Origin of the sequence: Actinocatenispora rupis, from assembly GCF_016861975.1 — a bacterium.
GTDB lineage: Bacteria > Actinomycetota > Actinomycetes > Mycobacteriales > Micromonosporaceae > Actinocatenispora > Actinocatenispora rupis.
The window spans coordinates 153,063-163,847 of sequence record NZ_BOMB01000026.1 but is presented as its reverse complement, the minus strand read 5'-3'; the positions used below and the strand labels follow the sequence as shown (position 1 = coordinate 163,847).

Here is a 10,785-nt window from a genome sequence, read left to right as displayed (position 1 = left end):
GAGATCTTGGCCTTTCGGCCCGCCACCCCGGGGCTTTGTCTTTCGGTCTTTCTTGTCTTGCTCGTTTAGCTTACCCCGTCGATCTCTGCCGGTCAAATCCGCCCCGGCTCAATCAATTGGGCACCATCAAGTCGCAGAGTCTTTATACTCTGAAACTATCAGGAAGGATTTCGCAAAACCGGCCAGATTTGCCGCAGCGGAATCTCGGAACCATTGTCCTGGAGATTTCGCATCGGCCGCCCTGTTCGGCGCCTTGCTCGTCCAAGCTTACCTGGTCCGTTTTGGCGGTCCGACCCGGGGTGTCCCCCTCGGTGGCCCACCGAACGATCCGGCTCGCCGCACCCCGCGCAGGCCGATGTGCTCGCCCTTACCTCGGAGTGTCCCGCAGGCCGTCCCAACCGGCCGCCTTGGCGGCCCGGTTTCCGTCCGGTTCCCCGCGGGCAGAGAGAAAGTTACGCGATGGCCGAACGGTGCGTCAAACCGGGGTCCCGTGTCGGCGCTCACAAGCCTCCCGTACGCGGTCGGGGCGGGCTCCGGACGATGCCGGAACCCGCCCCGGGAGTACGCGGAAGGGTCAGTTGCCGCTGAGAGCGCCGGCGCAGCCGCAGATGATGATCAGGAGGAGGAGCACCGCGGCCGCGATGTTCACCGCGATGGCCGCGGTCTTGCCGGGCGACTCGACAGGCTGGTGGGCGATCGCGCCGGGCTGGAAGTTCCACCAGGGCGCGGCGTAGAAGACGGGCACCTGGGCTCCGGGGTGTACGTCGACCTGCATGCCGGCCTGGCCGATCTTCCACAGGTACGGCACGTGGACCTGCAGGTCGTAGCGGCCCGGCGGGACCGGCACCTGGTTCTGGCCCCAGGTCAGCTTGGATTCCTGGCCGTTGAGAGTGAGACGCGGCGGCGTGAACGCCAGCATCCAGGCGAGGAACGGCTTGGTGGTCGTGATGTTGAGGACTGCGCCCCCCTGGGGCGGCATCTGGTTCGGGTGCACGTGCGGAAGCTAGCCGGTCGGCGCAAACTGCGCATCCCCGCCGGGCGAATGACGACAAGCCGTCCCCGGGGTCCGGTTGCGCCGCTACGCAAGGACCGCGAAGTACACCCCTATGTGATGGCAGGCGGCGGCGATGAGGGTCGCGGCGTGGAAGAACTCGTGGTGGCCGAAGGTGCGCGGCCACGGGTTCGGGCGCTTCACCGCGTAGCAGACGGCACCGAGGCTGTACACGACACCGCCGGCGAGCAGCAGCGCGAGCGCGGCCGGCCCCCCGATGTGCAGGATGTCGGGCAGTACGAAGACGGCGACCCAGCCGAGCGCGATGTACAGCGGGACGGACAGCCAGCGTGGGGCACGCGGCCAGGCCATCTTGAGCGCGACACCGGCGAGCGCACCGCCCCACACCACGGCGAGCACGATCAGCGCCGTGTGCCGGGGCATCAGCAGGAGGCTGAACGGCGTGTACGTCCCGGCGATGAACAGGAAGATCATCGAGTGGTCGAGGCGCTTCATCACCGCGTACCCCCGGGGGCCCCAGACGTGGCGGTGGTAGAGCGCGCTGATGCCGAACAGGCCGCAGATGGTCACCGAGTAGACCAGGCAGGCGGCGAAGGGGATCCAGCCGGGGCGGCTGGCGGCCACGGAACAGAGGACGACGCCGCAGACCGCGGCGACCCCGACGGCGTACGCATGCAGCCAGCCGCGCATCCGCGGGCGGGCGTGCGGGTCCTTGGCGGCGGTGCCGCCGAGCGTGGTTGCGGCCATCCACGAATCCTACCCGTCGGTAGCCTACGGTGGCGTAGCGAATGTGCGCGTCAGCACTCGATGACGTTCACCGCGAGCCCACCCCGGGCCGTCTCCTTGTACTTGACCTTCATGTCCGCGCCGGTCTCGCGCATGGTCTTGATGACCTTGTCGAGCGACACGTGGTGCCGGCCGTCGCCGCGCAGCGCCATCCGGGCCGCGGTGATCGCCTTGATCGAGGCCACCGCGTTCCGCTCGATGCAGGGGATCTGGACCAGGCCGCCGACCGGGTCGCAGGTGAGGCCGAGGTTGTGCTCCATCGCGATCTCCGCGGCGTTCTCCACCTGCTCGGGAGTACCGCCGAGGACCTCGGCGAGGCCGCCGGCCGCCATCGAGCACGCGGAGCCGACCTCGCCCTGGCAGCCGACCTCCGCGCCGGAGATCGACGCGTTCTCCTTGAAGAGGACGCCGATCGCGGCGGCGGTCAGCAGGAAGCGGATCACGCCCTCGTCGCTGGACCCCGGTACGAAGCGCCAGTAGTAGTGCAGGACGGCGGGGACGATGCCGGCGGCACCGTTCGTCGGGGCGGTGACGACCCGGCCGCCCGACGCGTTCTCCTCGTTGACGGCGAGGGCGAACAGCGTCACCCAGTCCATCACCCGGAGCGGGTCCGTCGCGAAGTGTTCGCCGGTCAGGGTGCGGTGCATCTCGGCGGCGCGGCGGTGCACCCGCAGACCTCCCGGCAGGGTGCCCTCGGTCTCGCAGCCGTGCCGTACGCACTCCTGCATGACGGTCCAGATCCGCAGCAACTGGTCGCGTACGTCGGCCTCGGAGCGCCAGGAGCGCTCGTTCGCCAGCATGATCTGGCTGACCGGCAGGCCCGCCGCGGTCGCCTGCGCGAGCAACTCCGCGCCGGTCGCGAACGGGTACCGCACGGGTGTGTCGTCGGGCTTGATGCGGTCGGCGCCGGTCGCCGCCTCGTCGACGACGAAACCGCCACCGACCGAGTAGTACGTGCGGGCGCGCAGGACGGAGCCGGCCGTGTCGTACGCGGTGAAGGTCATGCCGTTGGGGTGGGACGGCAGCGAACGACGGCGGTGCAGGACGAGGTCGGCCCGGTCGTCGTACGCCATGTCGTGGGTGCCGAGGACGGTGAGCCGGCCGGTCGCGCGGATCGCGGCGACGCGGGTGTCGACGGAGTCGGTGTCGACGGTCTCGGGCGACTCGCCGGACAGGCCGAGCAGGACGGCCGCCTCGCTGCCGTGACCGTGGCCGGTGGCGCCGAGCGAACCGAAGAGTTCGGAGCGGATGCGGGCGGTGTGCGCGAGCTGGCCGTCGGCCTTGAGGCCGTTGGCGAAGCGGGCGGCGGCCCGCATCGGGCCGACCGTGTGCGAGCTGGACGGGCCGATCCCGATGGAGAACAGATCGAAGACGCTGATCACGGACATCCCCGCCTCGGGCTGGTTGGCGCCCGCGTCGTCGCGGCGCCGACTGCGAGCGTACTTCCTGGGGGTGGGGGTCGCGAGGATTCGGTGAGGCGGCGCACAACCGGACGACGTACCTGGTCAGGGGGATGTGGGGCGGGATAAGTTTCTGACACAGAACTGTTCTGCCGCAGAACGAAGGTGCCGATGCCGACCGCCACCGACGCCCCCGCCGGAGGGCTCGCCGGACTGCTCACCGAACGGGCCCGACCCGATGTCGTACGGCGGTCGCCGCGGGCACCGTGGCTGGCCGTCGCGACCGTCTGCCTCGGCGCGTTCATGGGTCAGCTCGACGCGAGCATCGTGACCCTGACCTTCCCGGCGCTCGGACACACCTTCCGTACGTCGCTGGCGGCGGTCGAGTGGGTGTCGCTGGCGTACCTGGTGGTGCTGGTGGCGCTGCTCGTACCGATCGGGCGGCTGTCCGACGCGGTCGGCCGCAAAGCCGTGTACCTGCTGGGTTTCCTGCTGTTCACGGTGGCGTCGGTCGGGTGCGGGCTGGCGCCGTCGCTGCCGGTACTGGTGCTGGCGCGGGTGGCGCAGGCGGCCGGCGCGGCGATGATGCAGGCCAACAGCGTCGCGCTGATCACGACGAGCATGCCGGCGGGGCGGCTGCGCGCGGGGCTGGGCGTGCAGGCGGCGGCTCAGGCGATCGGGCTGGCGCTCGGGCCGACCGCGGGCGGGCTGCTCGTGCACGGCCTCGGCTGGCGCTGGGTGTTCATGATCAACGTTCCGGTGGGGATCCTCGGCCTGGTCGCCGGGCGGTACCTGCTGCCGCGGACCCGGCAGCGCACCCCCGTCGGGCGCTTCGACACCGGCGGGCTGCTGCTCCTCGCCGGTACGACGACGGCCGGGCTGCTGGCGATCTCCGCCGGCTCCGGCCTCTCCGTACCGGCGCCGCTGATGCTGGGGCTGGTGGCGCTCGCCGTACTGGGTGCGGTGGGGTTCGTACGGCGGGAGGGGCGGGCCGCGGAACCGCTGGTGTCGCTCGCCGTACTCCGCGACCGGGTCATCGCGGGCGGCCTCGCCACCGCGTGCCTGGGATACCTGGTGCTGTTCGGGCCGCTGGTACTCGGGCCGATCGCGCTGGACCGGCTGGGCGTACCGGGCGGGTTGACCGGGCTGTACCTGACGGCGCTGCCGGCCGGGTTCGCGGTCGCCGCGGTCGCCGGCGGCCGGCTCGTCCCGCGGACCTGGGGCAACCGGGCCCGGGGTACGGCGGGGCTGCTGGTCGCGGCGGCCGGGATGGCCGTGCTCGCCGTACTGCCGGCGACGCCGGCGCTGCTGTGCGCGGCGTTCGCGGTGACCGGGCTGGGGTTGGGGCTGTTCACGCCGGCGAACAACGCCGCGGTGATGGCCGCCGCACCCGCGCGGGCCGCTGGTACGGCCGGCGGGATGGTGAACATGACGCGGGCGCTCGGTACCGCGCTCGGCGTGGCCCTCGTGACGCTCGTGCTGCACCTGGCGGGACCGGCCGACGGCGTGAGATTCTCCAGTGGGCTGCTGGGGATTGTCGCCGTGGCGGCCGGTATCGTCACGCGCATCAGCGGGGGTTCGGGGGCACATGACCGGGGTCGGCACGGATGAACAGGTAGGTCGGCGGCTCGCCGACACCGTCGCCCGGCTGCGGCGCGCGATGCGCCGGGCGGCGCGCGCGAGCGGCCCCGACAACCCGCTCGCGGTGGCCCAGCTGGAGCTGATGGCGTGCCTCGCCGAGCGGCCCGGCGCCCGCCCCAGCGAGGTCGCCCGGCTGCTGCGGCTCGCCCCCAACACCGTCACCACCCTGGTCAACGGCCTGGTCCGGCTCGGCATGGTGAACCGCAGCGACGACCCCGCCGACCGTCGTACGGTGCGGCTCGCGTTGACGTCGACGGGCACGGCCGCGCTCGCCGGCTGGGAGGACGGCAACGAGCGGATCCTGCGTACGGCGCAGGACCGGCTCACCGCCGACCAACGCGCCGCCCTGCGTACGGCACTGCCCGCGCTCGCGGCGCTCGTCGCCGAGATCGACGAGGGTACCGAGACGGCGGAGCCGGTCAGGCGTACCGGACGGTGACGCTGGTGTACCCGAGGGAGCGGAGCATGCCGGTCAGCATGACCCGGGTGTTGCGCTCGCACTGGGCGGCGAGCTTGCTGGACTTGGCGGCGTCGCCGATCTTCTGCTGCGCCAACGTGTAGAGCTGGTGCTGGCGGTCCGGGTCGTCGCCGAGGAACGACTGCACCCGGTCGAGCAGGCCGCGCTGTTCGGCGACCACGTGGCTGTGCTTCTGGTCCAGGTTCGCCCGTTCCAGCCTGGCGTGCGGCAGCGTGATCGTCGCGGTCGTACGCGCCTTGTTCGTGGTGACCGCCTTCGCGCCCACGCCACCGAAGTCCACGTACGCGTCGACGGTGCCGACGGCGACGAACAGCGTGCGGTCGCCCTTCACCACCGGCGACAGGAACCGCGCCTCGTGCGCCAGGTCCACGATCACCTGGAACGAGCCGGCGGCCCCCTCGTACCGGGAGAGGTCCTGGATGGACTGGAGGAGCACCGGGCCGCTGCGGTCGGTGGTGCGCTCGGCGAACGGGTTGGGCGGCCAGTCGACCACGTGCAGCGACCGGACGAGCGCCGCCGCGAGGACGAGGACGAGCGCGGCGGCGACGACCAGTGGCCAGCGCCGGGCGCGTCGCGACGTGTCCGCCATCAACACCTCACCACCCGGTATGTCCTCGGATGAGAAGAACCATCATCCCGTCAGACCCTAGAGGGACCGCGGCGTACCGGCCAGTCGGTGCAGGCAGCGTCACTCCCCGATCCGGGCACGTCCACCGCGAACGACCGGTACGACACAGTCACCGCTGGTTAGGCTTCCGACGTACCGACGGGAGGGAGTCGCCCGATGCGCGCGACCACGGCGGACCGCCGCCTGTTCCTGGACGTACGTGGTGCACCGGACGCGCCGCCGCTGCTGTACCTGCACGGCGGACCCGGGATGGGCTGCCACGAGTTCATGCTCTGGCAGGGCGACCGGCTGGCCGCGGACCTGCGGGTGATCGGGCTCGACCGGCGGGGGCCCCTGGAGACCGATCCGCTCGCCCCGGACGAGCCGCTCGACGAGAGCGACCTGGTCGCCGACTGCGAGTCGCTGCGCGCGTCGCTCGGGCTGGAACGCTGGGCGGTGCTCGGACACTCGTTCGGCGGCCGGTTCGCCCTCCGGTACGCGCACCAGCACCCGGAGGCGATCAGTGCCGTCATCTTCGAGAACCCCGGCTGGGACATGGCCGAGGCCGAACGACTGCGCCTGCCGGCCGCCGCCGGACTGTTCGAGGAACTCGGCGACGCGGTGTCCGCGGCCCGCTGCCGGCAGCTCGCCACCGAGGACCTCACCGACCGGTGGGAGGCGCGCAGCGTCGTCGCCGCCCTCGGCGACCGCTACGTCGACCTGTACGTGCACAAGCCGGAGGCGCGGGTCGAGCTGACGCGGACGCTGGCCGACAACCCGGTGCCGACCGACCAGCGCGACCGTGCCGACGAGTACGGCCACCGGCTGCCGGACGCGCCGGACGTGATGGCCTCGATGGTGCCGCTGCTCGCCGGCCTGTCCGTACCGGCGCTGCTCATCAAGGGCCGGTACGACCTGACCACCGGGCCGGAGCAGATCGACGGGTTCCGCCGGCACGTACCGACCGGGCGGATCGAGGTGTTCGACTCGTCCGCACACTTCGCCCAGTTCGAGGAGCCCGACCGGTACGCGACGAGCGTGCGGGGGTTCGTCCTGGCGCACCGGTGACCCGGCGGCGGCTCAGATGACGAGGACGCGGGCGTGGATCGAGGTGCGCTGCTGGAGCGCCGCGCGCAGCGCGCGGTGCAGGCCGTCCTCCAGGTAGAGCGCGCCGGACCACTCGACGACGTGCGGGAACAGGTCGCCGTAGAACGTGGAGTCCTCGGCGAGCAGCCGGTCCAGCGCCAGCTCGCGCTTGGTGGTGACGAGCTGGTCGAGCCGCACGGGACGGGGCGGGATGTCCGCCCACTGCTTCGTGGACATGCCGTGGTCGGGGTACGGCTTGCCCTCCCGTACCGCCTTGAAGATCACGACTCACGTCCCTTCCTTGTCGGGGTCGCGGCGAGGACCGTCCACCGCGGTCCCGCGCGCCCCGCCGACCGCTCACAGCCTAGCGACCGCGGGTGGGAACCCATCCGTACGCGGGGTGCCCGACGGACATGATCCGCCGATTCCGGGCCGGCCAGGCAACCTTTTGTGCGCGGGGACACGTGGGTGGGGCGACGGGATCCCGGCCGCGACGAGTCACGCGCTGCGGCGCGTTCGGGACCGCCCGGTACGACACTCCGCGTCGGTTCGGCCACCTCGTGTGCGGTGACCGGTACCGCCTCGCCGTCCGGTATCGGGAGGACACCGGCACCCCGACCGGACAGGTGCGCCGGTACCTGCCGAACGCGACGCCCGGTCACGGGCGCTGACGGCCCTGCCCCACCAGCGCACCGGTCCGCCGGGTACGACACGGCCGGATCCCTGTGGTGGCAACGGTTTCCGGGTGCGGGACTCAGGGCGCCACGCGCAGGCCCCAGGCACCGCGCCAGGTCTCGCCCGGCTCCACCGTGATCAGATCCCGTCCGGTACGCAGCGCGTCCGGCGGGCACGTCATCGGCTCGACCGCCACGGACCGGCGGGTACGCGGGGCCTTGGCGGTGTCGGCGGTGAACACCTGCACCCAGCGGAACGTTTCGTCGGCCCACAGCGTCACCCACCGACCGTCCACTGTGGACAGTATGACGTCGGCGGTGCCGGCGTCGCCACGTACCAGGTCGGTGTAGGCGGTGTCGAGCACGGTGGCGCCGATCGGCCGGGGCGAGCCGAAGTCGAGGTCGGTGCCGGCGACCGGGTCCTCGCCCACCGGCAGCGACCGCTCGTCGGTACGCAGCACCGTCCGCGCCGGTACGTGCAGCGTCCAGTCGTCGGGCCGGCCCGGCAGCGTCAGGTACGGATGGCAGCCCAGCCCGTACGGCGCGGGCGTGTCGCCGAGGTTCGTCGCGGTGTGCTCGACCCGCAGGCCGTGCGCGGACACCGTCCAGCGGGCCGTCAGCGACAGCGGCCACGGGTACCCGGGGTGGGCGGGCAGCGCGCACGCGACCGTCACCGAGTCCGGCGTACCGGCGATGCGGCGCCACGGCAGCCACCGCACCAGCCCGTGGATCGCGTTGCCCTTCGCCGGTTCGCTCAACGCCAACTGGTACTCGGCGCCGCCGAACGCGTAACGCCCGTCCCCCGTACGGTTCGGCCACGGCGCGAGCTGCGCGCCGGCCCCGCCAGGACAGATCTGGTCCGCGGAGTAGCCGTCGAGGACGTCGACACCGTCCACCGCGTACTCCCGGATGCCGCCGCCGACCTCGACGATCGTGGCCCGGTGCCCGCCGGCCTCGATCCCCCACTGCTCGCCCGACATCGCGACGCCCACCGTGGCTCCCCCCTCGACGGTCCCGGTGCGGACTCTACCGAGCGGCGGCCGGCGCGACCGGCCTACCGGACGACGCCGCGCTCACCCCGACGCGTCGGGTACGGCGGCCGGTTGCGCGTCGACGGGCCGGTCGTCGTGGCCGGACGGCCGGTACCGGCGCAGCACCGGGAACGCCAGCCCGAGTACGACGACCGCCGCCGCGACCGCGAGCCCGCCGCCGACCCACGAGATCCGCGGCGTGAACGCGGTGGCCATCAGCCCGGCGCGCAGATCGCCGAGGCGCGGACCGCCGGCCACGACCGCGGTGAACACCCCCTGCAACCGGCCGCGCAGCTCGTCCGGCGCGGTCAGTTGCAGGATCGTCTGCCGGTACACGCCGCTGACCAGGTCGGCGACCCCACCCACGGCCAGCAGCACGACGGCGAGCCAAAGCTGGTGGGCCAGCCCCGCCGCCGCCACCGACAGCCCCCAGCAGGCGATGGCGACGACCAGCGCCACGCCCTGCCGGCGTACCCGGGCGACCCAGCCGGAGCACAGCCCGCCGACCGCCGCGCCCAACGCGATCGCGCTGTACAGCCAGCCGGCCGCGCCGCCGCCACCGAACTCGGTGCGGGCCAGTACCGGGAAGAGGGCGCGGGGCATGGCCTGCATGGCGACCAGGTCGAGCACGAACGACAGCCACAGCAGCGGCCGGCGCGCCATGAACGCCAGCCCGGCGAGCACCGACCGCAGGTCCGGCCGGACCGTACGCTCGCCCGGCGGCAGCGGTGGCAGCGTGAACGCCGCCCACAGCGACACCGTGAACAGCACCGCGTCCACCCCGTACGCCGCGGCGTAGCCACCGCTGCCGAGGACCGCGCCGGCCGCGATCGGGCCCGCCACCGAGGCGACGCTGCCGGCCGTGAAGTTCAGCGTGTTCGCCGCCGGTACCAGCCCGACCGGCACCAGCCGCGGGATGATCGCGCCCCGGGTCGGCGACACCACCGCGAACGCCGCCGACTGCACGGCCACGAGTACGAGGAGGAGGACGGGGCTGCGGACGCCGGCGAGCGCCTGGCCGACCAGCGCCAGCGTCACCACCCAGGCGAGGACCGAGCCGACCAGGATCACCCGGCGCCGGTCGACCGCGTCGGCCACCGCGCCGCCCCACAGCGCGAACACCACCAGCGGCACCAGACCCGCCAGCCCGAGCCAGCCGTTCCACGCCGGGGAGTGCGTGATCGCGTCCATCTGCACCGCGACCGCCACCGTCGTCACCTGCACGCCGATGAACGCGACGCCGTTGCCCACCCACATCCGCCGGTACGCGGCGTGCCGCAGCGGACGGTGATCGATCGCGATGCGCCCGAGTAACGAGCCGCTCACGGGGCCAACCGCTCCAGCACCCAGCTCCCGCCGTCCCGCCGGTACCGCAGCCGGTCGTGCACCCTGTTCTCCCGCCCCTGCCAGAACTCCACCGTCTCCGGTACCAGCCGGAAACCGCCCCAGTGCGGCGGCCGCGGCACCGGCGTGCCCTCCGGCCAGCGCTCCGCGTACGCCGCGAACGAGTCGTCGAGCACGTCCCGCCCGGTGATCACCGTCGACTGCGGGCTGGACCAGGCGCCGAGCTGCGCGCCACGCGGCCGGGACGCGAAGTACGCGTCGGACTCGTCCGCCGGCACGGGCGCCACCCGGCCCGCCGCGTGCGCCTGCCGGTGCAGCCCGTACCAGGGGAACGTGACGCTCGCGTACGGGTTGGCGGTGAGCTGGGTGCCCTTCGCCGAGCGGTAGTTCGTGAAGAACACCAGCCCGGCCGCGTCGTACCCCTTGAGCAGCACCGTACGGCTGGCGGGGCGGCCCGCGGCGTCCGCGGTGGCCAGTACCATCGCGTTCGGCTCGGGCAGGCCGGCCGCGGTCGCGTCGGCGAGCCACCGGCCGAGCTGCGTGTACCAGTCCGCGGCGAGGTCGCCCGGCGCGATGCCGGTCGTCGCGTACTCGTTGCGCATCAGCGCGACCAGGGTGGGGTCCAGCGGTGACGGTGTCTCGGGCACGATCAACATCCTGCCTCGCCGGCGTGCCCCGGGGCCTGTCGTGTCAGCCACACGGACCCGCCACCCACCGCTGCGACGA

Annotated in this window: 11 protein-coding genes; 3 read left to right on the top strand and 8 right to left on the bottom strand. The window is 72.9% G+C overall.

Annotated elements, in window-relative coordinates:
• Positions 1-574 precede the first annotated feature (574 nt).
• The 3 genes from Aru02nite_RS23295 to Aru02nite_RS23285 form a co-directional block, all read right to left on the bottom strand.
• Entirely contained in the window at positions 575-994 is a 420-nt protein-coding gene (locus tag Aru02nite_RS23295; RefSeq protein ID WP_203661155.1) for a hypothetical protein, read from the bottom strand.
• An 84-nt stretch (positions 995-1,078) separates the two neighbouring features.
• Positions 1,079-1,759 (bottom strand): PAQR family membrane homeostasis protein TrhA, encoded by a 681-nt coding sequence (gene trhA, locus Aru02nite_RS23290; RefSeq protein WP_239076889.1) that lies wholly within the window; start codon positions 1,757-1,759, stop codon positions 1,079-1,081.
• A gap of 50 nt (positions 1,760-1,809) precedes the next feature.
• On the bottom strand, positions 1,810-3,180 hold the full coding sequence (locus Aru02nite_RS23285) for an L-serine ammonia-lyase (protein ID WP_203661200.1): 1,371 nt from the start codon (positions 3,178-3,180) through the stop codon (positions 1,810-1,812).
• 189 nt (positions 3,181-3,369) lie between these two features.
• On the opposite strand from Aru02nite_RS23285, the gene Aru02nite_RS23280 reads away from it, so the two are divergent.
• A complete protein-coding gene (locus Aru02nite_RS23280; protein ID WP_203661153.1) occupies positions 3,370-4,809 on the top strand; it encodes an MFS transporter in 1,440 nt (479 codons plus the stop codon).
• Positions 4,787-5,278, top strand: a complete 492-nt coding sequence (locus tag Aru02nite_RS23275; RefSeq protein ID WP_203661151.1) for a MarR family winged helix-turn-helix transcriptional regulator — start codon at positions 4,787-4,789, stop codon at positions 5,276-5,278. Before Aru02nite_RS23280 ends, Aru02nite_RS23275 begins: the two co-directional genes overlap by 23 nt.
• Here the strand turns inward: Aru02nite_RS23275 and Aru02nite_RS23270 are convergent.
• A complete protein-coding gene (locus Aru02nite_RS23270) occupies positions 5,259-5,906 on the bottom strand; it encodes a DUF4230 domain-containing protein (protein WP_203661149.1) in 648 nt (215 codons plus the stop codon). The two genes, Aru02nite_RS23275 and Aru02nite_RS23270, sit on opposite strands and share 20 nt — an antisense overlap.
• Before the next feature lie 195 nt (positions 5,907-6,101).
• Here Aru02nite_RS23270 and Aru02nite_RS23265 point away from each other — a divergent pair, with 195 nt between their 5' ends.
• Positions 6,102-6,992, top strand: coding sequence for an alpha/beta fold hydrolase (locus Aru02nite_RS23265; RefSeq protein ID WP_203661147.1), 891 nt, complete (start codon positions 6,102-6,104; stop codon positions 6,990-6,992).
• 12 nt (positions 6,993-7,004) lie between these two features.
• Here the strand turns inward: Aru02nite_RS23265 and Aru02nite_RS23260 are convergent, their stop codons facing one another.
• The 4 genes from Aru02nite_RS23260 to pdxH form a co-directional block, all read right to left on the bottom strand.
• Positions 7,005-7,295 (bottom strand): type II toxin-antitoxin system VapB family antitoxin, encoded by a 291-nt coding sequence (locus Aru02nite_RS23260; RefSeq protein WP_203661145.1) that lies wholly within the window; start codon positions 7,293-7,295, stop codon positions 7,005-7,007.
• A gap of 469 nt (positions 7,296-7,764) precedes the next feature.
• Positions 7,765-8,664, bottom strand: coding sequence for an aldose 1-epimerase family protein (locus tag Aru02nite_RS23255; protein WP_203661198.1), 900 nt, complete (start codon positions 8,662-8,664; stop codon positions 7,765-7,767).
• A 93-nt stretch (positions 8,665-8,757) separates the two neighbouring features.
• A complete protein-coding gene (locus Aru02nite_RS23250; RefSeq protein ID WP_239076888.1) occupies positions 8,758-10,041 on the bottom strand; it encodes an MFS transporter in 1,284 nt (427 codons plus the stop codon).
• Positions 10,038-10,715, bottom strand: coding sequence for a pyridoxamine 5'-phosphate oxidase (gene pdxH / locus Aru02nite_RS23245; protein ID WP_373324953.1), 678 nt, complete (start codon positions 10,713-10,715; stop codon positions 10,038-10,040). Before pdxH ends, Aru02nite_RS23250 begins: the two co-directional genes overlap by 4 nt.
• Positions 10,716-10,785: the final 70 nt, after the last annotated feature.

What these genes read in the sequence shown, in the direction of transcription:
- Aru02nite_RS23255 (WP_203661198.1), bottom strand. Translation starts at nt 8,664, where the DNA reads ATGTCGGGCGAGCAGTGGGGGATCGAGGCCGGCGGGCACCGGGCCACG.
- Aru02nite_RS23270 (WP_203661149.1), bottom strand. Translation starts at nt 5,906, where the DNA reads ATGGCGGACACGTCGCGACGCGCCCGGCGCTGGCCACTGGTCGTCGCC.
- pdxH (WP_373324953.1), bottom strand. Translation starts at nt 10,715, where the DNA reads ATGTTGATCGTGCCCGAGACACCGTCACCGCTGGACCCCACCCTGGTC.
- trhA (WP_239076889.1), bottom strand. Translation starts at nt 1,759, where the DNA reads ATGGCCGCAACCACGCTCGGCGGCACCGCCGCCAAGGACCCGCACGCC.
- Aru02nite_RS23265 (WP_203661147.1), top strand. Translation starts at nt 6,102, where the DNA reads ATGCGCGCGACCACGGCGGACCGCCGCCTGTTCCTGGACGTACGTGGT.
- Aru02nite_RS23280 (WP_203661153.1), top strand. Translation starts at nt 3,370, where the DNA reads ATGCCGACCGCCACCGACGCCCCCGCCGGAGGGCTCGCCGGACTGCTC.
- Aru02nite_RS23275 (WP_203661151.1), top strand. Translation starts at nt 4,787, where the DNA reads ATGACCGGGGTCGGCACGGATGAACAGGTAGGTCGGCGGCTCGCCGAC.